Annotated in this window: 23 protein-coding genes; 8 read left to right on the top strand and 15 right to left on the bottom strand. The window is 64.7% G+C overall.

Features of this window, described 5'->3' with window-relative positions:
- Positions 1–59: 59 nt before the first annotated feature.
- The 6 genes from QX094_RS03575 to QX094_RS03600 all read right to left on the bottom strand — a co-directional run bounded on the left by QX094_RS03575 (position 60) and on the right by QX094_RS03600 (position 5,758).
- Positions 60–1,385, bottom strand: coding sequence for a TRAP transporter large permease subunit (locus QX094_RS03575; protein WP_315825214.1), 1,326 nt, complete (start codon positions 1,383–1,385; stop codon positions 60–62).
- Entirely contained in the window at positions 1,382–1,948 is a 567-nt protein-coding gene (locus QX094_RS03580) for a TRAP transporter small permease (RefSeq protein WP_315713280.1), read from the bottom strand. The genes QX094_RS03575 and QX094_RS03580 overlap by 4 nt, the downstream gene beginning before the upstream one ends.
- A 122-nt stretch (positions 1,949–2,070) precedes the next feature.
- Positions 2,071–3,087 carry a TRAP transporter substrate-binding protein gene (locus tag QX094_RS03585; RefSeq protein ID WP_315713282.1) on the bottom strand — a complete coding sequence of 339 codons (1,017 nt, stop codon included), beginning with the start codon at positions 3,085–3,087 and terminating at the stop codon, positions 2,071–2,073.
- A gap of 299 nt (positions 3,088–3,386) precedes the next feature.
- Positions 3,387–4,964 carry a 2-isopropylmalate synthase gene (locus QX094_RS03590; protein WP_315769043.1) on the bottom strand — a complete coding sequence of 526 codons (1,578 nt, stop codon included), beginning with the start codon at positions 4,962–4,964 and terminating at the stop codon, positions 3,387–3,389.
- A gap of 112 nt (positions 4,965–5,076) precedes the next feature.
- Positions 5,077–5,202: a hypothetical protein gene (locus QX094_RS03595; RefSeq protein WP_284423887.1), complete on the bottom strand. Its 126-nt coding sequence runs from the start codon at positions 5,200–5,202 to the stop codon at positions 5,077–5,079.
- Positions 5,203–5,512: 310 nt separating this feature from the next.
- The gene (locus QX094_RS03600; protein WP_315752770.1) at positions 5,513–5,758 is read right to left on the bottom strand and encodes a hypothetical protein; all 246 of its coding nucleotides are present in this window, start codon (positions 5,756–5,758) and stop codon (positions 5,513–5,515) included.
- A 332-nt stretch (positions 5,759–6,090) separates the two neighbouring features.
- On the opposite strand from QX094_RS03600, the gene QX094_RS03605 reads away from it, so the two are divergent.
- Positions 6,091–6,825: an alpha/beta hydrolase gene (locus QX094_RS03605; RefSeq protein WP_316183929.1), complete on the top strand. Its 735-nt coding sequence runs from the start codon at positions 6,091–6,093 to the stop codon at positions 6,823–6,825.
- Between the two features lie 9 nt (positions 6,826–6,834).
- Here QX094_RS03605 and QX094_RS03610 read toward each other — a convergent pair whose 3' ends face one another.
- Positions 6,835–7,335, bottom strand: coding sequence for a hypothetical protein (locus QX094_RS03610; protein ID WP_409999194.1), 501 nt, complete (start codon positions 7,333–7,335; stop codon positions 6,835–6,837).
- A gap of 134 nt (positions 7,336–7,469) precedes the next feature.
- Here QX094_RS03610 and QX094_RS03615 point away from each other — a divergent pair, with 134 nt between their 5' ends.
- The 4 genes from QX094_RS03615 (at position 7,470) to QX094_RS03630 (ending at position 14,574) form a co-directional block, all read left to right on the top strand.
- Complete coding sequence (locus QX094_RS03615; RefSeq protein WP_316183931.1) at positions 7,470–9,029, top strand: serine hydrolase; 1,560 nt, start codon at positions 7,470–7,472, stop codon at positions 9,027–9,029.
- Positions 9,030–9,278: 249 nt separating this feature from the next.
- Positions 9,279–10,730: a HAMP domain-containing sensor histidine kinase gene (locus QX094_RS03620; protein WP_315769047.1), complete on the top strand. Its 1,452-nt coding sequence runs from the start codon at positions 9,279–9,281 to the stop codon at positions 10,728–10,730.
- A gap of 350 nt (positions 10,731–11,080) precedes the next feature.
- The gene (locus tag QX094_RS03625; RefSeq protein ID WP_316187640.1) at positions 11,081–13,381 is read left to right on the top strand and encodes a TonB-dependent siderophore receptor; all 2,301 of its coding nucleotides are present in this window, start codon (positions 11,081–11,083) and stop codon (positions 13,379–13,381) included.
- A 17-nt stretch (positions 13,382–13,398) separates the two neighbouring features.
- Complete coding sequence (locus tag QX094_RS03630) at positions 13,399–14,574, top strand: PepSY-associated TM helix domain-containing protein (protein ID WP_316183935.1); 1,176 nt, start codon at positions 13,399–13,401, stop codon at positions 14,572–14,574.
- 10 nt (positions 14,575–14,584) lie between these two features.
- Here the strand turns inward: QX094_RS03630 and QX094_RS03635 are convergent, their stop codons facing one another.
- Both QX094_RS03635 and QX094_RS03640 read right to left on the bottom strand, forming a co-directional pair.
- Positions 14,585–15,148, bottom strand: a complete 564-nt coding sequence (locus tag QX094_RS03635) for an HXXEE domain-containing protein (RefSeq protein WP_315713647.1) — start codon at positions 15,146–15,148, stop codon at positions 14,585–14,587.
- 122 nt (positions 15,149–15,270) lie between these two features.
- The gene (locus QX094_RS03640; RefSeq protein ID WP_316169776.1) at positions 15,271–15,561 is read right to left on the bottom strand and encodes a hypothetical protein; all 291 of its coding nucleotides are present in this window, start codon (positions 15,559–15,561) and stop codon (positions 15,271–15,273) included.
- A gap of 181 nt (positions 15,562–15,742) precedes the next feature.
- Here QX094_RS03640 and QX094_RS03645 point away from each other — a divergent pair, with 181 nt between their 5' ends.
- Positions 15,743–16,348 (top strand): TetR/AcrR family transcriptional regulator, encoded by a 606-nt coding sequence (locus QX094_RS03645; RefSeq protein ID WP_316183938.1) that lies wholly within the window; start codon positions 15,743–15,745, stop codon positions 16,346–16,348.
- 6 nt (positions 16,349–16,354) lie between these two features.
- On the opposite strand, the gene QX094_RS03650 is transcribed toward QX094_RS03645, so the two are convergent.
- Positions 16,355–16,591, bottom strand: a complete 237-nt coding sequence (locus QX094_RS03650; RefSeq protein WP_315825220.1) for a hypothetical protein — start codon at positions 16,589–16,591, stop codon at positions 16,355–16,357.
- A gap of 123 nt (positions 16,592–16,714) precedes the next feature.
- Between QX094_RS03650 and QX094_RS03655 the strand changes: the two genes are divergently transcribed.
- Positions 16,715–17,440 (top strand): Crp/Fnr family transcriptional regulator, encoded by a 726-nt coding sequence (locus QX094_RS03655; RefSeq protein WP_315825221.1) that lies wholly within the window; start codon positions 16,715–16,717, stop codon positions 17,438–17,440.
- A 69-nt stretch (positions 17,441–17,509) separates the two neighbouring features.
- Here QX094_RS03655 and QX094_RS03660 read toward each other — a convergent pair whose 3' ends face one another.
- The 4 genes from QX094_RS03660 to QX094_RS03675 form a co-directional block, all read right to left on the bottom strand.
- A complete protein-coding gene (locus QX094_RS03660) occupies positions 17,510–17,863 on the bottom strand; it encodes a hypothetical protein (protein ID WP_315713304.1) in 354 nt (117 codons plus the stop codon).
- A gap of 171 nt (positions 17,864–18,034) precedes the next feature.
- A complete protein-coding gene (locus QX094_RS03665) occupies positions 18,035–18,667 on the bottom strand; it encodes a CAP domain-containing protein (RefSeq protein ID WP_315825222.1) in 633 nt (210 codons plus the stop codon).
- 150 nt (positions 18,668–18,817) lie between these two features.
- The gene (locus QX094_RS03670; protein WP_316187641.1) at positions 18,818–19,819 is read right to left on the bottom strand and encodes a transporter; all 1,002 of its coding nucleotides are present in this window, start codon (positions 19,817–19,819) and stop codon (positions 18,818–18,820) included.
- A 413-nt stretch (positions 19,820–20,232) separates the two neighbouring features.
- Complete coding sequence (locus QX094_RS03675; RefSeq protein WP_316187642.1) at positions 20,233–22,440, bottom strand: arylsulfatase; 2,208 nt, start codon at positions 22,438–22,440, stop codon at positions 20,233–20,235.
- Between QX094_RS03675 and QX094_RS03680 the strand changes: the two genes are divergently transcribed.
- Complete coding sequence (locus QX094_RS03680; RefSeq protein ID WP_315752759.1) at positions 22,433–22,690, top strand: hypothetical protein; 258 nt, start codon at positions 22,433–22,435, stop codon at positions 22,688–22,690. The genes QX094_RS03675 and QX094_RS03680 overlap by 8 nt on opposite strands.
- A gap of 134 nt (positions 22,691–22,824) precedes the next feature.
- Here the strand turns inward: QX094_RS03680 and QX094_RS03685 are convergent, their stop codons facing one another.
- Positions 22,825–23,067: a hypothetical protein gene (locus tag QX094_RS03685; protein ID WP_315713314.1), complete on the bottom strand. Its 243-nt coding sequence runs from the start codon at positions 23,065–23,067 to the stop codon at positions 22,825–22,827.
- Positions 23,068–23,263: the final 196 nt, after the last annotated feature.

The following is a 23,263-nucleotide window of genomic DNA, read 5'->3' on the forward strand; positions in this document are numbered from 1 at the left end:
TGTAATTGCTTCAAATACCTTTCTGTTTTTGCAAATCAGTTTCAGTTTGTTGCCGCGCCTCAAAGCATCCCCAGCATGCGCGGCAACCACAGCGAGATTTCCGGCACGTAGGTGACGAGCGCGAGGAAACCGAGCATCGTCAGCAGCCAGGGCATGACGGCGATGGTCAGTTCGGTGATGCCCATCTTGGCGATGCCGGAGGCCACGTAGAGGTTGAGCCCGACGGGCGGGTGGCACATGCCGACCTCCATGTTGACCACCATCAGGATGCCCAGATGCACCGGATGGATGCCGAGCTTGACCGCGACCGGGAACAGGATCGGCGCCATGATCAAGACGATCGAGGTCGCCTCCATCACGTTGCCGGCGAGCAGCAGGAGGATGTTGACGACCAAGAGGAACACGATCCAGTTGACGCCAGCCGCCGCCATCCAGTTGGCGATCTGCTGCGGGATGTTCTCATTGGCCATCAGGAACGAGAACAGCACGGCATTGGTGATGATGTAGAGGATCATCGCGCTCATGTTGGCCGAGCCGAGCAGCACCTTCGGCACGTCCTTCAGCGACATGTCGCGATAGACGAACACCGCGATGACGAAGGCATAGACGGCGCTGACGGCCGCGGCCTCGGTCGGCGTGAACTTGCCGGTGTAGATGCCGCCGAGCACGATCACGATCAGCAGCAGGCCCCAGACGCATTTGCGGAAGGCCGTGAAGCGCTCGGCCCAGCTCGCCCGCGGCATCCGTGGATAGTCGTTCTTCCAGGCCCGGTAGAACGTCGTGAAGCCGAGCAGGCTCGCCAGCATCAGCCCGGGGATAACCCCGGCGATGAACAGCTGACCGACGGAGGCCGAGGAGACGCGATGACCGGCCGGATCGAGCGCGATGCTGCCGCCGGTCGCGACCGCATAGACCACCATCACGATCGAGGGCGGGATCAGGATGCCGAGCGCGCCTGACGTCGTGATGACGCCGGCGCCAAAGCGCTTGGGAAAGCCCTGTTTCACCATTGCAGGCAGCATGATCGAGCCGATCGCGATCACCGTGGCCGGCGACGAGCCGGAGACGGCCGCGAACAGCGCGCAGGCCATGACGCCGGCGAGGCCCAGGCCGCCATACCAGTGTCCGACCATCGAGGTCGCGAAGTTGATCATCCTTCGGGCGACGCCGCCATGCGTCAGGAAGTTGCCGGCCAGGATGAAGAACGGGATCGCCATGATCTCGAAATTGTCGATGCCCGTGAACAATTTCAGCGCGACCGATTCGGTCGGCACGTTCGTCATGAAGAACACGAACGACAGCACGGTGAGGCCGAGCGCGATCGAGATCGGCATGCCCGTCAGCATCAGGAAGATGAGCAGGCTGAAGATGAGGAGGCTGCTCATCGCGCGGCCTCCACGCCCGTCGTCTCGATGCCCTCGACGGCCGCATGATCATGGTGCGGCAGCTCGTCGTGGCGGAGATAGTGCCAGGCGACCTGCAGGAAGCGGAAGCACATCAGATAGGAGCCGAGCGGGATGCAGAGATAGACCAGCCAGCTCGGCAGCTCCATGTCGGGCGTCACCTGGTCGGTCTGCGACAGGCCGTAGACGAACTTGGCGCCCATCGTGCCGATGATGGAGGTGAACAGCGCTCCGCACAGCAGGCCGAACAGGATGGTCACCTTGCGCAGCGATGGCCGCATCATGTTGACGACGACGTCGACGCCGACATGGATGCCCGTGCGCACGCCGTAGGCGGCGCCGAACTTGGCCATCCACACGAACATGTAGATGCAGAGCTCCTGTGCCCAGGACAGGTCGATCGGAAACAGGATGGGATAGAGGAAGGGCACGCCGACCAGATAGCGGTGCAGCACGGCCACGAAGATGATCGAGGTCGCCGCCGCGATCAGGAATGCGATCAGGATCTCCTCGAGCCGATCGAGGATGCGCAACAGAAAGCCCAAGTCCCCTCCCCCACAATCAAAACGTCCGCGGCGCTTGGCTGCGCCGTCTGCCTTCTTGCGCGCCGAGTGCTTCGCCCCCTCGGTGCGCGGGCCATTGTCCGCGCACCGCTCGTCTCACGCCATCAGTTGGTCGAGCCGCGCGTCTCCTTCAGGAACTCGTCGATCAGCGGCTGGCCGACGCGCCCCGCGACGTCCTTGTACACCGGCATCATCGCCTTGCGCATCGCCTCGTCCTGGGCCGGCGTCAGCTTGACCAGCTCGGTCTTGCCGGACTTGCGGATCTCCTCGAGCGCGTCGTCGTTCTCCTTCGCCGACTGGTTGTTGCCGTAGGCGGTCGCTTCCTTCATCGCCTTCTCGCAGGCGGCGCGGATATCCGGCGGCAGGCCGTCCCAGAACTTCTTGTTCACGACCACGACGTAGCCGATGTAGCCGTGATTGGTCAGCGTGATGTACTTCTGCACCTCGTGCATCTTCTGGGTATAGATGTTCGAGGGCGTGTTCTCCTGGCCGTCGACGACGCCGGTCTGCAGCGCCTGGTAGACTTCGGAGAAGGCCATCACCTGCGGGATGGCGCCGAGGGTGCGGAATTGCGCGTCCAGCACCTTCGAGGACTGGATGCGGAACTTCAGACCCTTGTAGTCGGCGGGATCGACGAGCTTCTTGTTGGCGCTCATCTGCTTGAAGCCGTTGTCCCAGTAGGCGAGCCCGATCATTCCCTTGGGCTCGAGCAGCTTCAGCAGCCTGGTGCCGAGCGGGCCGTCGGTCACCTTCCGCAGGGTGGCGAGGTCGGGCAGGATGTAGGGCAGATCGAACACCTCGAATTCCTTGATGCCGATCGGGCCGAACTTGGAGTTCGAAGGCGCCAGCATCTGCACCGCGCCGAGCTGCAGCGCCTCGAGCTCTTCCTTGTCCTTGTAGAGCTGCGAGTTCGGATAGACTTCGACCTTGACCTTGCCGTCGGTGTATTTCTCGGCCAGCTCCTTGAACTTGTCGGCGGCGAGGCCCTTCGGGGTGTTCGAGGCCACCACGTGGCTGAACTTGATCACGATCGGATTGTCGGCGGCGAGGGCCGGACCGGCCAGAGCGAGCACCGCGAGCGAGGCGGCGGTGGCGATCACATGGCGAAACTTGAAGTGCAAGGTGTCCTCCCGACGTTTCGGGGGACATTGCAATGACGCCCCCGCTTTGTATGCCAAGGACATTGTTAGCGGGTCGACGGCCGGAATGCCATTGACCGTTAGCCGCAGAGGCGGGGATTCCCATGCCGCAGCGCAAAAATGGTGGTGACTGTCATTCCGGGGCAGCCGCGCAAGCGGCTGAGCCCGAAATCCGAAGGTTATTGGCGCGGGCGCAAGCCAAGCTCGGGATTCCGGGTTCGACGCTGCGCGTCGCCCCGGAATGACGAAGCAAGGTTCGGCCCCAACCGACGATCGTGAACTCAGCTCGCAGCCGCAGCCGAGGCGCCCGCGCCCTGCGCCACGTCGCGCTGGCGCTTCATGACCAGCTTGTTGAGCGCCCCCAGATAGGCCTTGGCCGAGGCCACCAGCGTATCCGGATCCGCCGCGCGCGCGGTCATCGAGCGGCCGTCCTGCGACAGCCGCACCGAGACCTCGGCCTGCGCATCGGTGCCCTCGGTCACGGCATGGACCTGGTACAATTCCAGCTTGGCCTCGTGCGGCACCAGCGACTTGATGCAGTTGAAGACGGCATCGACCGGCCCGTTGCCCTCGCTCTCCTCGATCTTGGTCACGCCGTCGACGTCGAGCTTCATGGTGGCGCGCTGCGGGCCGCGGGTGCCGGCAATCACCGACAGCGACAGCAGCTTGATGCGGTCATGGGCGCTCACCATGCCCTCGTCGATCAGCGCCTCGATGTCCTCGTCATAGATGTGCTTCTTGCGGTCGGCCAAAGCCTTGAAGCGGACGAAGGCGTCCTCGACCTGGTTGCCCGCCAGCTTGTGGCCCATCTCCTCCAGCTTGTGGATGAAGGCATGGCGGCCGGAATGCTTGCCCATCACCAGCGAGGTCTGCTTCACGCCGACCGTCTCCGGCAGCATGATCTCGTAGGTCTGCGCGTTCTTCAGCATGCCGTCCTGATGGATGCCGCTCTCATGCGCGAACGCATTGCGGCCGACGATGGCCTTGTTGTACTGCACCGGGAACGAGGTCGCGGCCGAGACCACCTTGGAGGCGTGGGTGAGCTGCGTGGTGTCGATCTTGTTCCAGTACGGCAGCTTGTCGTTGCGCACGCGCATCGCCATCACGACCTCTTCCAGGGCCGCATTGCCGGCGCGCTCGCCGATGCCGTTGATGGTGCATTCGATCTGGCGGGCGCCGGCGCGCACGCCGGCCATCGAGTTGGCGACCGCCATGCCCAGGTCGTTGTGGCAATGGACCGAGAATACCGCCTTGTCGGAGTTCGGCACGCTCTCGCGCACGCGCTTGAACAGGTCGTAATACTCCTCCGGCACGGCATAGCCGACGGTATCCGGAATGTTGATGGTGGTCGCGCCGGCCCTGATCGCGGCCTCGACGCAGCGGCACAGGAAGTCGAACTCGGTACGGGTGCCGTCCTCGGACGACCATTCGACGTCGTCGGTGTGGTTGCGCGCGCGGGTCACCGAGGAGATCACCAGTTCGTAGACCTGCTGCGGGTCCATCTGCAGCTTGTACTTCATGTGCACCGGCGAGGTGGACAGGAAGGTGTGGATGCGGCCGCGCCTGGCCGGGCGGATCGCCTCGGCGCAACGGTCGATGTCCTTGGCGCCGGCGCGCGACAGGCCGCAGACCACGGCGTTCTGGGTGCGCTTGGCGATCTCGTTGACGGCCTCGAAGTCACCGTCGGAGGCGATCGGGAAGCCGGCCTCGATGATGTCGACGCCCATGCCGTCCAGCATGGCGGCGATGTTGAGCTTCTCCTCGAACGTCATGGTGGCGCCGGGGCACTGCTCGCCATCGCGCAAAGTGGTGTCGAAAATGACGACGCGGTCCTTGTCGGACTGAACGGGATTGGACATCTGCTTTCCTCGAACTTTTCGGGTGGTGCGCGTGGCTTCCAGAGGCGCTGAAGGGTGTTTCGGTGTCGAAGCAGCCCCCTGAGTGCCCAGGCGCATCCCGCCCAGCCGGCCCTCAGGGGCAGCTAAGAAGCAGAAGCTCGATCGCGCCGATCAGGTCGGCGGGCTGCAGCGCGGCGAGCGCGATCGTCCGGGCGTCTGCCCCGGCGATGGCCTCGATCTCTGCGCTGCGAATCAGCATTGCCAAACCCTTTGCGAGAACACGAAAACTGTGCGGCAAAACCGTTGACGGTTTGTTGCCGAGGTGCCCTCGACAGCGCTTTTACTGGGAATGGGAGGGTCTCGCAACGCCGAATAATGGTCAGGAGGGGTGACGTATTCGGGCAGTCCCGCGCCGCTCTCCCTATAAATCTCTCCCTATGAACAGTGTCATCCCGGGCAAGGCCGCCAACGCGCCAGCGTTGGTGAACGCCGACCCGGGATCCGTACGCCGCGGCGGATTTGGCTGGGCGAGCTGGAGCGGCCATCCTGCCTCGCAGATCTCCCTGGGGTTATGGATCCCGGATCGGCGCACGCGTGACCGCGCGCTTGTCCGGGATGACGGTGAGGGTGTGGTTGTCGGCATCTGCACCAGCACGCATTTCACGCTCCCGCGACACATCCGTGCCCGAGTTGTTCACCCGCATCGTACCCTCTTCCATCAGAGGGTGCAGGGAAGACCGGGCGTCTGCCGACACCCGCGGCCCCCGTGCGATAGAAAATGCACGGGGCAGGAACCACAGGATCGGCCAGGACATCCCGGCCTTCCCTGCGCAACGGCTTTACGGCTTACTTCGCGCTCTCCCTGGGGACCGGGCTTTCTTGCCCCCATCATCCGCACCGCTGCTTCGCGCAACGGCACGAACTTGACCTCAGCATCGGGAGGCCAGGACCACACGACTTCGCCGTCCGCAAAACGCCGGTCGTCCACCGGCGCCTCACGGCCATCGCTCCCCGCACTCCACGTATCGTGACGACGCGTACGCCCCTCTTCGATGAGGCGGGATGACGTAGAGAAGCACGTTTTCTGAAAAAAGGAAAGAGGAAATTTCGTCGAATACGAAGATCGAGCGTGTGGTACCATGACCTCATGACAAACCGCATCTTCGTCCACGGCGTGCCGGACACGCCCGCAATCTGGGGCCCGCTGATCGCGGCGCTCGGCGAGACCGTGGCAGTGCCTGCCCTGCCCGGCTTCGACGGCGATGCACCTCCGGGCTTCGCCTGCACCAAGGACGCCTACGCCGACTGGCTGGTCGCGCTGCTGGAAGCGCAGCATGCGGCGGTCGGGCCGCTCGACCTGGTCGGGCATGATTGGGGCGCGCTGCTGGTGCTGCGCGCGGCATCGCTGCGGCCGGGGCTGGTGCGCTCCTGGGCGGTCGCTGGCGGCGCACTCGATCCGGACTATCGGGGACATCGCATCGCGCGGATCTGGAATACGCCCGTGCTCGGCGAGATCTTCATGGCGGTGTCGTCGCAAGCTGCCATGGCACGGATGTTCCGGCAGAGCGGATTGCCATCGGAGCTGGCGGCGCGCGAAGCCACGGCATGGCAGGCTCCGATGCGCCGGGCGATCCTCGCGCTGTATCGCTCCGCCGACGGGCTGTGCTTCAAGGGCGACTGGATCGCGCGGCTCGAACAGCTGCCGCGGCGTGGACTGGTGATCTCGGGCACACAGGATCCGTTCGTGCCGCTCGACACGCTCAGCCGGTTCGCGCAAGCGCACGGCGCGCGGCTTCATGTCGAGCCGGACGCCGGCCACTGGAGCATCGTCGAGCGGCCGCAGAGCATCGCGGCCGCGCTGCGGGCGTATTGGGCGGAATGAGCACCAGTCCTATTGCGACAGGGCTGAGACCAGCGCATCGCCGATTACATTGGCAATCTCCTGCTCGTGGCCGGGGTATGCGCGAAACACGTATTGTTGCCCGAGGAGTTGAGTTTGCTTCTCGACGTCCCAAATCCGAAGCGAGACTTTGTGACGGCCATCGCTGAGGAGCGCGGCATTGCCGACCAGCACGAGATCAAAGTGCAGATCTCGCGATTTCTCGAATTGCGGCAGCAGAATATCCGGATGACCTGGGCTTGCCATCGGGACAGGCTCTTCGACGACCCGGAGCGACGGCATTGCGTGGAATCGCGCGCGTAGCGCGCTCGTCAGAAGGGCGGCATCATCTCCCGCCTCAGGCGTCATCGCATGCAGCTCGGGCACCGCGATCACGCGTTCGCCTTCGGCCGAAGCAGGTCGCGCCAGGACCGTGAGCAGAGCCGCGACGGCAAATGCAACACCAAGAAAAACGTCATGAAAACGTCGAAGTATGCCGGCCTGCATGGTCACTTCAATCCTCATCTCAATCTACGCCCGAGCAATGGGCCGGCTCTTCGACGTGCGCGCCGGCTATCACACAATCTTTGATGGATTGCGGTCCTCTGATACCATAACCTGAAAGTCGCTCATCGGAGACATTCGACATGGCGCGTCTCAAGACCGGACTTTGGTTGTTCTCAGCGCTGCTGGTGGCCCGGCTCTTCTCCAGCGCAGCCTTCGCCGAGGACTTGAGCCTCGCCCGCTTTCCTCAATCCGACTGGGCGACCGCCACGCCTGAGGACGAAGGGATGGATTCGGCGGCCCTCGCAAAACTCGTCGCTTCCGGTAAGGCGATGAGGTTCGACAGCCTGCTGATCGCGCGCCACGGCCGGGTCGTGCTCGATGCGTCCTATGCACCGTACAACGCCGACGAGCCGCACATCATCAATTCCGCGACCAAAGCCGTGGTCTCGACGCTGATTGCGATGCTGCTCAAGGACGGCGTGCTCGACAGTCTCGATCATCCGGTGCTCGACTTCTTCAAGGATCGCAAGATCGACAATGTCGACGCGCGCAAGCAGGCGCTCACGGTGCAGCACCTGCTCAACATGACCTCCGGGTTCGACTGGGACGAGGGTTATAGCGGCGGCGCCGAGACATCCCTCTACGAGATGGGCCGGAGCCCGGATTGGGTGCAGTACATCCTTGACCGGCCGATGGCGCAAGCGCCCGGCGAGACGTTCTACTACAACAGCGGCAACTCCCATCTGCTCTCCGCGATCGTCACGAAGCTCACCGGCAAGAGCGCGGAGGATTTCGCCCAGGAGAGGCTGTTTGGGCCGCTCGGCATCACCGAGCACCCCTGGTTCAAGGATTCCATGGGAATTTCCGCCGGCGGTTTCGGGCTGGCGCTGAAGCCGCGCGACATGGCGAAGATCGGCTACCTCTATCTGCGGCGCGGCCGCTGGGGCGAGCAGCAATTGCTGCCGCCGGACTGGATCGAAGCCGTCAACCACGCCACCGTCAGCATGAATGCGAAGTTCGATCCGGGGCTCTCCTACGCCGATCAGTTCTGGGCCCTGCCGGACAAACACGTATTCATGGCGGTCGGCTACCACTGCCAGGTCATCATGGTACTGCCCGACCGCGACATCGTGGCGGTGATGACCGCGCGCGAGTTCTGTCCATTCCGCAAGCTCGCCAACACCATTTCGGCGACTGTGACATCTGACAGCCCCCTGCCTGCGGCGCCGGAAGCGGCAGCCGCGCTCGCCGCTGATGTCCGCGAGGTCGCGACGGAAACCCGAGGCCCGGTCGGAGCCGTGCCGGAGATGGCGGCTTCCATCTCGGGCAAGACCTACAGCTTCCCGCCCGGCCCGCTCGGCATCAACACGATCAAGCTGGACCTCACGGGACCGGAACCGCAGGTCACCTGGGACATCCCCTCGCGGGACCGCGCCGGAGGCACGGTGCATCTGCAGAGCCCGATCGGCCTCGATGGCCTCTATCGCAAGACCGCGCCGCCCCATCCCTGGCAGCCCTTCACCTACCGGGCCATGAAGGGCAGCTGGATCGACGCCACGACCTTCGTGATCGACGCCCAGTTCATTGGCCAGGGCGAGGAGCGCAATTGGCGGCTCAGCTTCGACGGCGACAAGGTGACGTTCCGAACGAAGGGCCGCTACGGCAAGGACGTCGTGGTCGAGGGTCATGCGGCGCCATGAGTCCTCGGCGGCTCTGCGCAGCCTGACGAAAGTCGAGCGCAAATGCTGCAGCACTGATCGGCTCCGTTCGGCTGGGCGGAGACATGCCGCACGGCGAGAATTGGAACAGTTCTCATAGCGCTCTGCGTGCCGCGGGCGGCGGATGCGATCTCCCGTCGTTTTCTCAAACAGATCATCTCGTGTATGTCTGCCCTCCCGCCGAGGCTCTCACTCCGCGGCGGGGGATCGTTTTTCGATTGCGGTGGCATAATGTTGGGATTGCTGGAGCGTCTGGGTCTCCGTTTCGAGGATACCGTCGAGGAGCGGCGTTTCGTCGACCATTACGTCCGCGGCAGCACCGGCTGGACGCAGATCGCGATGCTGCTCGGCGCCCTCACCTTTGCCGGCTACACGCTGTGGGACTGGGTGCTCTATCCCGAGATCGTGCCGACCACGTTCGCGATCCGCGGCGGGACCGCCGCGCTGGTGCTGCTGCCGCTGACGGCTTTGCTGTCGACGCCGGCGCGCCGATGGGCCGAGCCGATTCACCTGGTCTATTGCGTGATCCCCGGTTGCGTGCTGCCGACGATCTACTGGGTGCTGCCGTCGGGCTTCACTTACTCCGCGGCCGGCATGATCATCGTCATCCTGTTCGTCTCCACCATGCTGCCGTTGCGCACCGGCTCCTACGCGATCTTCTGTGCAACGAGCTGGAGCGCGCTGGCGGTGGCCGAGAGTCTTGCGACCGAGCCGCTGCCGCCCGGCCTGCGCTTCATCGATCATTCGCTGGTCGGCAATGCCTGCCTGCTCTCGCTCTATGCCGTCGGCGCGCGCGAGTACCAGGCGCGCAAGCAGTTCCGCACCGCGGAGGCGCTGCAGCGGGAGAAGGAGCGCTCCGAGGCCTCGCTGCGCGATCTGCATGCCACGCAGGCCCATCTGGTGCAGGCGGAGAAGCTGGCCTCGCTCGGCCAGCTCGTCGCCGGTGTCGGCCACGAGGTCAGCACGCCGCTCGGGCTGGCGCTGACCACGTCGACGGCGATGGAAGACGACGTCGAGGCGATCGCGCGCATGCTTGGCGGCGGCCCGGTGCGGCGCTCGGATCTGGCGAGGGGCGTCGCTCGGCTGCAGCAGGGCCTGCATTTGACGACGCAGAGCCTGCACCGCGCCTCCGAGATGGTACACAGCTTCAAGCAGGTCGCCGTCGACCAGGCCAACGAGGCGCTGCAGACCTTCGAGCTGCAGAGCTGGATGACCGATCACGTCACCAAGCTCCGCCCGCTGTTGATGCGCCAGGGCCTGACGGTCGTGCTCTCTTGCCCGGAGGGCATCGTGCTCACCAGCTATCCCGGTGCACTCGGACAGGTCATCAGCATCCTCGCCTTCAATGCGGCGACGCATGCCTATCCCGGCGACATCAGCGGCGTCTTCACCGTGGAGGTCGCACAGCCCGGCGACGATTCGGTGCGCATCGTCTGCGCCGATCAGGGCGTCGGCATGCGCGACCAGGTTCGCGGGCGGGTGTTCGACCCGTTCTTCACCACGCGCCGCGAGAAGGGCAATGCCGGCCTCGGCCTGCACATCGCCTTCAACCTCGTGGCATCCACACTCGGCGGCCGCATCGAGCTCGACAGCCAGCCGCAGCAGGGCACGCGCATCACGCTGGACATTCCGCTGATCGGACCAGGCAAGCCGGCCGAGCTGGAACTCGCCGCCGCACAATAAGCTCGGGGGCGCGCCCGCATCAACGACCGGTCCCAAGCGTTGAGAGTCCTCGGCACGCAGTCCCGGAAAACGAGACCAGCAGCGCTCCGTCCGCAGCTTGGGTGCAGCGCTTATCGCGCATCATATCGTGCACGATCATGGATCACTCCGCGTCGATCGTGATCATCAAATGCGCAATGCCGCAAAGACGCCGCGACCTGCGCATCTCCGAACCAATTAGAACAATTCAACACCGCATGGCTTAGAGCAATTCAATCCGGCGTGTTGTGTCTTTCGCTGCACTGCGTTGCTAGACGTCGCATCGAGCTGACCGTTCCCTCGAACGGTGCGACGTGGAAGTGCAGTAGACGATGACGAAGTGTGAAGGCCGGTGCGATGCGCGCGCTCGTACCGGCATGCGTGGCGCGATTGCGCTCGTGAGTGCCCTGACCGCAGACCTCCTCTGGTCCCCCTCTCCCGTGTTTGCGCAGGCGACGCTGCCGCCGGTGACGGTCGACGTGCCGGCGCCGAAGCGCAAGCCTGCGAGCGCCGCCAGCGCGCCGCAGCGCCAGGCGCGCGCGCTACCGTCACGACGCGCGATGCCGCCGCCGCCGATGCCGACACGCGCGGAACGCGCCGCGGCAGAGACCGTAGTCCTCAACGCCGCCAAGCTCAACTACCGCGCCATGCCGAGCGCGACCACGCTGCGCAGCGGCGCCTCGCCGCTCGACACCGCGCAATCCGTCAACGTCGTGCCCGAACAGGTGATCAGGGACCAGTTGCCGCGCAACATCGACGACGCGCTCGCCAATATCAGCGGCGTCACCCAGGCCAACACGCTCGCCGGCACGCAGGACGCGGTGATGCGTCGCGGCTTCGGCGACAACCGCGACGGCTCGATCATGCGCAACGGCCTGCCGCTGGTGCAAAGCCGCAGCCTCAATGCGGCCGTGGAGAGCGTCGAGGTGCTGAAGGGCCCGGCCTCGCTGCTCTACGGCATCATGGATCCCGGCGGCATCGTCAACACCATCAGCAAGCGCCCCGAGCTTTATCAGCACGGCTCGGTGACGCTGCTCGGCTCGGCCTATGCCAACAACAGAACCGGCGCCGACGGCACGATCGACGTCACCGGCCCGATCGGCGACGGCGGCCTCGCCTATCGCTTCATCGGCTACGGCGTCAGCGAGGATTACTGGCGCAATTTCGGCCGCCATCGCGAGATGCTGGTGGCGCCGTCGCTCGCCTGGTACGGCGACACGACCACGGTCCAGCTCAACTACGAGCATCGCGAGTTCATCGCCCCGTTCGATCGCGGCACCGCCTTCATAAATGGCGCACCGCTCGCGATCCCCGCGACGCGGCGGCTCGACGAGCCCTTCAACAACACATGGGGGCAGTCCGACCTGGTCCAGGCCTCGGTCGAGCAGAAGCTCAACGACGATTGGAAGCTCACCGCGGCCTACAGCTACAACACCGAGAGCTCCAGCGCCAACCAGCTGCGCATCACCACGATCGATGCGAAGGGCAAGGAGACCCGCAGCAACGACGGCACCTGGGGCTCGCTCAGCCGGGTCAGCTACGGCACGTCCTACATCCAGGGCGCCTTCTGGCTCGGCGGCCTGCGCAACGAGGTGCTGTTCGGCGGCGACGCGCAATATCGCACGATCTATCGCCAGGACCTGATCCGCGACAAGGTCACGAGCGTGTTCAATGTCTACAACCCGGTCTACGGGCTGATCCAACCCGGCACGCTGGTCTCGGCCAGCGACAGCGACCAGACCGACAAGCTCGGCCAGTATTCGCTGTTCGTGCAGGACACGCTGCATCTCACCGACAAGCTCTCCTTCGTCGGCGGCGTGCGCTACATGGACTACGAGCAGATCGCCGGCCGCGGCCGGCCGTTCAAGGCCAATACCAACGTCGCCGCCGACACCGTGCTGCCGCTCGGCGGCGCCATCCTCAAGCTCAACGAGCAGGTGTCGCTCTACGCCAGCTACACCAAGAGCCTGAAACCGAACTCGACCATCGCCCCGCTCACGGGCGGCGTGGTGCTCGGCTCCAACATCGCACCCGAGCAAGGCACGGCGTGGGAGACCGGTTTCAAGTTCGATCTCGACAAGAGGCTGTCCGGCACCGTCGCGGTCTACGACATCGACAAGCAGAACGTGCTGGTGTCGCAGACCAATGCCAGCAACGTCGTCGAATACACCACCGCCGGCAAGGTGCGCTCGCGCGGCGCCGAGGTCGACGTCACCGGCAAGATCGCCGAGCACTGGACCATGATCGGAAGCTACGGCTACACCGATGCCAGGGTCACGGACGACCCGGTCTATCGCGGCAACCGCCTGCAGAACGTCGCGCTCAACACCGCCTCGCTCTACCTCGTCTACGATTTCGGCACGGCGCTGCCCGGCCAGCTCAGGCTCGGCGGCGGCGCGCGCTATGTCGGCGACCGGGCCGGCGATGCCGCCAACAGCTTCGTGCTGCCGCCCTACGTCGTCGCCGACGTGTTCGCGAGCTACGAGACCAAGCACCATAACCTGCCGGTGATCTACCAGCTCAACGTCAAGAACCTGTTCGACAACGTCTACTACCCCTCGGCCAACAGCGCGCTGACCGTCGCGGTCGGCGATGCGAGGCGGGTGTCGCTGTCGGCGACGGTGAAGTTCTGAGCCAAGGAGAAGCGTGCGTGACGTCCTTCCGCATCAAACCGGCGCTGCTGCAGATCCACTCTGTCCTGGGTCTTGCGGCCGCGCTGATCCTCTCCCTCTTAGGCATCACCGGCGCGATCATGGGTTTCGAGGACGAGATCCAGGCCGGTCTCAACGCCAAAATGTCCCACGTCGCGCCGCGTACGGAAGCGCCGCTTTCGCCCGCCGAGCTGGTGGCGCGGCTGCAGGCTGATCCGGCACTCGGCAAGGTCTCGGCGATCACGCTGTCGCGCGATCCCCTGGCGGCCGTGCGCGTCCGCTTCGCGCGCAATGAGGATGGCGGCCGGCCCCTCTCGCTGCTGGTCGATCCCTATGACGGCCGCGTGCTCGGTGAGCCCCGCGGCGAGGCGTTCTTCGCCACCGTGCGGAGGCTGCATCGCTGGCTGCTGCTGCCGGGCGACGGCAACGGCGCCGGCCGCCAGATCACCGGCGCCGCAGTGCTCGGACTCGTCGTGCTGCTGATCACGGGCGTCGTGCTGCGCTGGCCGCGCCGGGCGAGCAGCGCAGCACTCTGGCTGAAGCCGCAGCTCGGACTGAGCGGACGCGGCCTGCATCGCTCGCTGCACAGCGTGATCGGCACATGGGTGCTGTCGGTGTATCTGGTGATCGCGCTGACCGGGCTGTCCTATTCCTACGCCTGGTACAAGGACGGCCTGACCTGGCTGCTCGCGCCGGCGACATCAGGAGCGCCGATGCCGGGCAAGACTCCGCGCGAGGGTCGCTCCGGGTCTGCGGAAGCAAAGCCTGTCGCGCTCGATCTGGTCTGGGCCACGTTGCGTGAGCAGATCGGGGATCGCTTCGCGGTGATGCAGCTCACCTTGCCGGCGGGCGCCGGCGCGGCGGTGCGCGTGCGCGCCTGGCCGAGCGAGGCGCATGACGGCCGGCGCGACGAATTCCGTATCGACGGCGCGACGGGCCGGCTGCTCGCGGCCGAGCGTTACGCGGACAAGACCGCCGGCGAGCGCGTGCTCGCCCGCATCCTGGATATCCACCGCGGCAGCATTCTCGGCTGGCCCGGCCAGCTCGCCTTCATGCTCGCCGCCGCGTTGATGCCGCTGTTCGCCGTCACGGGCACGCTGCTCTATCTGTCGCGGCGGCGCTTGCGGCGGCCGCCGCAGCCGGCACGCGCTGTCCAGCTCGTTCCCGGCGAATGAGGCCGCGCGCTCAGGCCGCGGCGCGGACGTGCGACGCGCGCCGGATGGCGTTGGCCGCGATGATGACGTGCAGCAGCAGCGACAGGCCGAAGCCGAGGGCATGCTGGGCAGCCGTCGCCGGGATGGTGAGGACCGTCACGAGGCCGAGCGGAATGAACAGCACGATGCCGGTGACGAGGCCGGGATTGTAGCCACGGAAGCGCAGCGCCGGACCGATATGGCCGAGCGAGTTGACGAGCATCAGATAGGGCGCGACCAGCGCCCAGGCCGGGCCGGCGATCCAGGCGACGTAGAGCGCAATCAGGTCGATGCCCCAGACCGCGCCGCAATTGACCCAGAGCACGTCGATCGTGGTCAGCGCCTCGCGGCCGCCGAACATCACGTTGTTGACGAAGCTGCGGAAGCGGTCGCCGGTGTGCTCCTCGACCTGGTGGATCATGTAGCCCGGCGAATGCAGGAAGATCAGCAGCAGCGCGAGCGGCCAGTCGGCCGCCAGCAGCGGTACCAGCGCCAGCAGCGCTGCGGCCATGAACACGGCACCGGCCACCCAGTGACGGGAGAGAAGGTCCAGCATCAGCGAGTGATGCGCGAGTCGGCTGAACTTGCCAAGCCGGGTTGCTCCGGACACCGCCGCGCCGGGAGGCTGCGGCGTGATGTCCTGTCGCAGCCTCCAAACCTTTCGGGGCGCGGCGCGACCTACTTGAGCAGCACCAGGCATTCGCCGGCCGGCGTGGCGTTGGCGCGGGCGGTGTCGCGATCGAACTTGCCGGCCATCACCAGCGGCCTGACACGCTCCACGATCACATCCTTGACGACGCTGTCCGGGCCGATGGCAGGAGCTGCGACGTCGTAGATCTGCTTCGCCACGGGCGACAGCTTGGCGGCACAGCTGTCGGCGGCGGCGCGGTTGCCGGCCAGCGCGGCCTGCGACAGAAGACATTGGGAGACGGCGATGAATGTGACAAACGGGAATGCGACGCGCAGCATGGCAATCAGTCCTTCGTTCAAATGAGGTTCAGCCCGGCGCAAGCAGGCTCGGTCCGGAGCACATCCACTCAGTGTCCGGCCGCCCGCATGCGGGCTCTGATCTAACCCGAGCCGGCAGCAACGCCTACTCGATTTCGCCCGTCCGCCAGCCGAGGTCCAGACCGTGCAGCAAGCTCCTGAAATGCTTCGAAAAACCCCGGTGCAGAAGCGCACGCGGCAGACCCTCGACGTGATCTTCGAGGCAACCGCTCAACTTCTGCAGAGCGGCGGCGGCAAGGGCCTGAGCACGAACGCCATCGCCGAGCGCGCGGGCTTCTCGATCGGCACGCTCTATAGCTATTTCAGGGACAAGACCTCACTGTTGCGTGCGCTGGTGCTGCGCGAGTTCGCTCGACAGGAGGCCGAGTTCGGGGAGGCGCTGGAGGCGCATCGCGGGCTTGGACGCGAGGCGATCGTGCGCGCGGCGGTGCGCCAGGGCTTCGCCCCGTTCGCCGGCCGTCACCGTGTGCGGCGCTATCTTATCGGTCTGTTGGGCAACGACGCGGAGCTGCAGAAGGCGCTGCACGAGATGGTGGACCGCATGACCGAACGGCTGATCGCGACGGTGGGATTGCGGAGCGAAGCGATGCCGGCCGCGCGCCGCTTCATCCTGGTCCGCGCTGCGCTGGGCCCGATCCGGGCTGCCGTCATGCGCGAACATCGCCTCGTCGGCACACGCGAGCTCGAGGACGAACTGGTGCGGCTGATGCTGTTCCTGCTGGAGCCGGATCCCGCCAAATCGTCATGAGGGCCGTCACGAGGGGCCGTCGGGCTTGGCGGCCTCCAGCCGCTCAGCGAGCTTCTTCAAGGCCTCCTCCGACGCCGGCCGGCTCTGGAACTCGCGGATGGCGCGCGACAGCTCCTGATCCGACATCGGATGAGCCGGCTGCTTGATGCGGCCGTCGGCAAGGGCGGCTGCGATGGTCTCGATATGCGGCCCCGCGCCACCGAACAATCGGCGGAGCCGGTTGAGGAACGCGATGTGGGGCACAGCTGTTCTCCCGATGCGGCGACCGGCAACCTTCGACCGCATCTGCTGACGGCGACCTTAGTCGGTAACGCCGGCTCCGTCGTCTCATTTGATACGCAACACCGCCCGGACGGTAGGATTTTCATGGATGCGGACCGGATCGTCACCAACAAGCTCAGGGAGCATTCGAAACTGTCCGGCGAGGACATCGCCGAGATCCGGAATTTCAGCTCCGCTTTGCGCGAGCTCGCCGATCAGGAGGACCTCATCCGCCAGGGCGACGAGCCGGACCGTTCCGTCGTCGTGATCTCCGGATGGGTGGCGCGCTATCACCTGCTGTCCGGCGGGCAGCGGCAGTATCTCTCCTTTCACATGCCCGGTGACTGGCCCGACGCCCAGTCGATCTTCCTCGACTGCATGGATCACGCCGTCTGCGCGATCGGGCCGGCGGTGGTGGCGAGCGTTGCGCACAAGGAGCTGACCCGCGCGATCAGCCGGCGGCCGACGCTCGGCTTTGCGATCTGGCGCGAGACGCTGATCGATGCGTCGATCTTCCGCGAGGCCATCACCAACAACAGCGCGCGGAGCAAGCCGGCGCGCATGGCGCACATGTTCTGCGAGCTGTTCTATCGCGCCCGCGCGCTCGGCCATGTCCGGCACGATCAGTTGCGGTTGCCGGTCAGCCTGGTGCAGCTCGGCGAGGCACTGGGCATCGCGATCGCGACGGTCAACCGCACGCTGGTCGAGCTCCGCGCCAGCCGCGCTGTCGATTTCCGCAGCGGCCTGCTGACGGTGCACGACTGGACGCGGCTATGCGCGATCGGCGAGTTCGATCCCAGCTATCTGCACCTGAAGAAGCAGCCGCGCTGAGGCACAGGTCTCAGCGCGGCCACTCACGTGGGCTCGCGACTCCCACCTTTAACGGTTGTGCGCGTCAGCTCAGGCGACCTTGGTGATGAGCTTGACCACGTAGGCGTAGGGCCCGTTCGGGCTCTTCTCGGCGATCCAGGCGCAGTGCCAGTCGGAGCCGTAGCGCAAGCCCGTGTCCCATCCCGAGCCGCCGCCGTGCTCGTTGTCCCACGACCAGGCCTTGCGGTCCTTCTGAGGATCGGAGGGGAAGCTGCTGCCGCTGTAGACGGAGATCTGCCCCTGCTGCGCGCGGAACGGCGAGTTCGTGCTCCACTTGAGCCACAGATTGCCCTGCTCCTCGTAGGACGTGAGCGACCATTGGTAGGACGCCGAGACGGTCTGCGGATTGGTGCTGGTGGCCGAGGTCTGCTCAATGACTGCCATGATTGTCTCCTTACAAAATGAGATGAAAAATCTTCACAATAGTGGCTGCCCAAAAAGACAACCATTGATTGTATATCTGATAAAGCTCACCCCGACAACGTGCGCTGTTCGCACAACGCCGTGATCGCGCGGCAGGCGTGGCGTCCAGCCGAGGCCCACCGATCCCTGCACTCAGATGCAGAGACCGATCACCTTGATGCTGAGGTGGCAGTCCTTGGAGGCGGACGCCGGCGGCTTGGCGCCCCAGCGCGTCGCCGGCTTGGCGTCGCCTTTCGCGGATCGGGTCGCGGCCTGCGCGACGACGGCCTTGGCCTTGCTCTTCGGAGCGCCCTTCGGCCTGTCGGTCTCGTAGTCGCCCGCGATCACCATCGCCCAATAGGTGCGCTTGCCGCTGGCGTTCTTTGCGCTGGCGATGCCGACCTTGGTCGCCTTGGGAAGCAGCAGGTTCTTGCGGTGCCCCGCCGAGTTGATCCACTGCCCCAGCGTCTTGTCGAAATTGTCGTAGCCATAGGCGATGTTCTCGGCCGCGCGGCCGGCCTTCGACGGAGCCACACGGCGGGTGAAGGGACCGAGCACCTCGTGGCTGAGATCGTCCTTGTCGGCCATCGCGCGCGCTTGCTCCATCGCGATGCGGTCGAGCGTCGCGTCGCGCGTCACGCGGCCTTCGCCATGCGCGAGCCGAAACGCCGAGATCTGATCGGCCGGTGCGGAGTCGCCGGCAAATGCCGCATGGGCCGACAGCGCCAGCAGCGCTGCAACCAAAACCGCGCGAAAGCCGCGCAACGTGAAACGAAGCTCCCGCATGCTAGGACACGTGCTCATCAATCCGGAGTAGGTAACGGTCGCTCGATCCCGCTTTGATCCGAAGCGACGGACGTGCTGGACCGCCGCGGAACCACCCGATATGACAATGCCGGAATTCAGTCCAATGCGGGCGGTCGATACTTCTCTATTCTATTTCGACACTTTGTGCCAAGTCGGCGCAATCGTGCTGGCGGGCGCGGCCTCCGAGATCGAGAACGTCAGCCACGTGTTCCAGCCCGACGGCCGGTTGGCGGCGTCGAACTCGCCATATCCCTTCAGCCCCAGGAACGCCTGATTGCTGCCGATCTGGAAAATATATCCGATCTGCGGGCCAACGCCGAGGACGCGCGAGCGGAAGCCGCCGAGAGCGGCGGGCTGACCGACGTCGTCGGTAATCTGCTGATAGGCGTAGCCAACGAAACCGACGAAGACCTGCTTCGACAGGAACTGCGACACGCCCCAGTCGAGATGGAAATCGATGCCGCTCTGGTACCGGGTATCGGGATTCTTGAAATTGTAGGTCAAGCCCCCGACGGCCGAAAATTCCGTGCCGGTCACCGGGTTCAAATAAGTGTAGCCGCCGCCAAAGTCGATGGCGCCGTGACCGATGCCGATGTTGGCCAGCCGGTTCCGACTGTAGTCGCCGACGGGAATATCGCCGGCGCCGTAGACCATGGTGTTGTGGACGCCGTTATTCCACTTCAGCTTCACGGTCGGATAGAGATCTCCGTAAGAGACGAGTGCGTCTTCGAGGAATCCGGTGCGCGTGCTGACGATCGGACCGGCAACCGTCGTCAACGTACCAGCGATGCTCGCGGAATTTCTGCCGTAGACGCTGGCCAGCGTCGCCGACAACTGGCCGCCGAGTACCGGCGTCGCAAACGTGTAGGTCGGCGCGATGAACATCAGATCGGCCTGGCCGCGCAAAGCCAGATTGAGATCGATGTTGACGGTTGGAGAAAATCGTCCGACCTGGAACTCGCGCGACGCCGCGGCCGCGCCTGAGGCACCCACGCTCGTATGGTAGTAGATGGCAGCCACCGACCAGCCCGGCGTGGCAGGCGTTGCGGCGAGGCTGCCGTACAATCCCGGCAGCCAGAACGAGATGCCGCTCTCATCGGCATGGGCGACCAGAGGCGAAAAAGAAGCCACCGCGGCGGACGCGAAAACGCCGCTCAGCCACAATCGCAGGAAGCCGGACCTGCGTCCCGATCTATCGCGCTGCAATCGTAGTCCCCCCACGCTCCCATTTCAGGCGGCATGCCTGAGTTGTCGTCGACGACTACGGCTTGTAGTCGCTCATCCCCCGTCCGGTCTTGTCGTAGACGTTGAAAAACTCGTCCGACATGATCGTAGCGATGCCACTTCTGGGTACCCTCGGTCAGATCTTTCTCAAGCGTCTTGATCCGGAACTTCCACCCGAGAACCTCGGCTCCACGGTGCTTGCATTTTGCCCGACGCCCCCCTCAGCTTGAAGCCAGAAGGATCGTCGCCAGATTGGCTACTTGCACTGCACGCTCCTTCTCAAGGGACCGACCACTGACCTGGCGAGCACGAAGAGCGCATCAATCGGACAGTCCTTTCTTCAAAGCCGCTGCCTTGCGGGCCTGGACGGCTTCTTCATTGTCGGCCTTCTTCATACCCACTAGATCGATCGTCACCTTGCCGATCTTCCCTGTGAACTTGAACGGCACCTTGTAGGCCTCGGTAACAGGTGTGCCTTCATCGGCACCGACGTCTGCGCCTTCGTCCGCGGAGTAGAAGCAGCATTGGGTTCGTTCGATCCGGCCGGTCGCGACGGTCTTTCCGTTCACGAGGATCGTACCCACGCCACCCTTGCCCAGGCCGCCACCGTCATAAGCGAACTCAAAGCGCAGTGCGGCTTTGCCTGCCGGAAGAGCCTGCTTGGCGGTTACGGTGTATCGCTGCAGACCGAGAAAATTATACGTGTAGGTCGGCTTTCCGTCCTTCAGGTAGAAGGTCCAGCCACCGAACCGTCCGGCCTGAGCGATGATGACGCCATTGCCTCCGCCCTTCGGGATGTCCAGATCGGCGGTAATGGCGTGCGATTGGTTCTTCAGGTTGATGAAGACATTCTCCGTCATCCCGATCATGCCTTCGTAGACCGTCAGGCTGGTGCGGCCCGCCATCAGGTCGGGACGTCCGACCAGCGCCGCGTTGGTGCGCTCCAGGGTGCGGTCGTCGAGCGGCAGCACGTTGTATTTCACTGCTTCCTTCAGGAACAGCTCCTGCATCTCCTTCAGCTTGTCCGGATTTTTGGCAGCCAGATCGTTGCTCAGGCTGAAGTCCGATCGCGCATCGTAAAGCTCCCAGATATCCTGCTGGAGCGGCCGCCGCGGCTTGGTTTCCCAGGCCGCCCGGTGCACCGTGCCGGCAAGCCAGCCGTCGCTGTAGATCGCGCGGTTGCCGAAGATTTCGAAATACTGCGTCACATGCCTGCTCGGCGCCTTGGCGTCGGCAAAGCTGTAGGCCATGCTTACCCCTTCAATGGGAGTCTGGACCGTTCCATTTACGCTCTTGGGCTCAGGCAGTTTCGCTGCTTCGAGAATGGTCGGCACGATGTCGATGACGTGATGCCACTGCGGACGAAGCTCACCTTTCGCCGCGATCCCCTTCGGCCAATGGACGACCATGCCGTTGCGGGTGCCGCCATAGCTCGAGGCCACTTGCTTGGTCCAGGTAAACGGAGTGTCGCCAGCGACCGCCCAGCCGGCCGCGTAATGGCCGTAGGTGTTGGGACCGCCGAGTTCGTCATAGTGCTTCAAGACGTCCTGGACGGTTTCCTGCACTCCATTGAAATAGGTCATCTCGTTGTACAGGCCGTTCGCGCCGCCTTCGGCACTCGCGCCGTTGTCGCCGACGATGTAGAAGATCAACGTATTGTCGAGTTGGCCCGTTGTCTTGATGGCGTCGATCAGGCGGCCGATCTCGGTGTCGGTGTATTCGCCAAATCCGGCGAATACTTCCATCTGGCGCACGAACAACTTCTTCTCGTCAGCGCTCAGCTTGTCCCAGTCCTGGATGGCGTCCGGCTTCGGGGCGAGCTTGGTATCGGGTGGCACCACGCCGAGCTTGATCTGCCGCGCCAACGTCTCCTCGCGCAGCTTGTCCCAGCCCTGATCGAACTTGCCCTTGTACTTGGCGATCCATTCTTTGGGCACCTGATGCGGGGCATGGGTGGCGCCGGGTGCAAAATACATGAAGAACGGCTTGTCCGGCGTCAGCGATTTCTCCGACCGCATCCAGTCGATCGCCTTGTCGGTCATGTCGGTCATGAAATGATAGTTCGGGTCCTTCGACGGCTCAACCTGGGTCATGCCATCGTAGATCAGCGGCGCCCATTGATTGGTTTCGCCGCCCATGAAGCCATAGAACTTGTCGAAGCCCTGGCGCGTAGGCCAGCGGTCGGTCGGGCCAGAGGGACTGACCTCCCATGCCGCGGTCTCGTGATTTTTGCCGAAATGCGCCGTGCTGTAGCCGTTCAACCGCAGCATCTCCGCGACGGACGCGACATTGTTGGGACGCTGACCGGTCTGTCCCGGGAAGGACGTCGCGGTTTCCGCGATCGAACCGAAATTGTTCATGTGATGGTTGCGGCCGCTGAGCAGCGCCGCGCGGGTCGGCGAACAAAGCGCCGTGGTGTGAAACTCGTTGTAGCGGAGACCCTCGTTGGCGAGGCGGTCGACCGTCGGCATCCTGATCGGGCCGCCAAATGCGCTCGACTGGCCGAAGCCCATGTCGTCAATGAGCACGATCAGTACATTGGGTGCACCGGCCGGCGCCTTGACTTCAAACCGCGGCGGCGGCGGCGCATCGCGCGCATCGAATACGGTGCTGTGTGGAGGGTTCGGTTCAGGAATCGGCAGAACCGATCGCTCGGTCGGCAACACAGCACTCGGCGGCGCCGACTGTTGGGCCAATGCTGGAAGCACGAGTAGCGTCGTCAACGACAGCACCGACGCAGCCAACTTCATTCGCTTCATGATCACTGCCTTTGGATGAGACAATTGACAAATGACACAATTGACACGGCTTCTCGCTGCCGGAACGATCCTGCCCGCAAACCGCGATCATCGGCGCGGGCAATGACGTTCGGCCGGCCCAACCGGCTCGCGGAGAGCGATAATTCTATAATTCTAGCGTCTGCCGACGCGATTAACCGGCCCGCCTCGATTCATCGGCGTTCCCCGCACGCGCACGCCTGGGGCCACCACGGCGCGCGCCACCGGGCGGGGCCGCAGCACGACGCCGGGCCTGACGACGCAGCCGACGGGATACTCGACATACTGACAATACACCACGGCACTTGCCCTTTCGGTGCTCGCGGCTACGAACCCCGTCACCAGCAACAGCCCTGTCAGGGCAACTGATAATTTCATCTTGGCATCCTCCCATCGGAAAGCTCATTATCGGCCCCTCCGGGAGGCACACCTTGATGCAGGTCAAGCAACCTTGGCAGACATTCCTGCATGTGCGGAAATGACCGACGGAGCAGCTCGATCGCAAGCTGACCAATTTGGGGCGTGAGGTACAAGCGTTGACACGCAGGCCGCCAAAAGCCGGCACGAAGGGACC

This window comes from Bradyrhizobium sp. SZCCHNS1050, assembly GCF_032484785.1.
Taxonomy (GTDB): Bacteria; Pseudomonadota; Alphaproteobacteria; order Rhizobiales; family Xanthobacteraceae; genus Bradyrhizobium.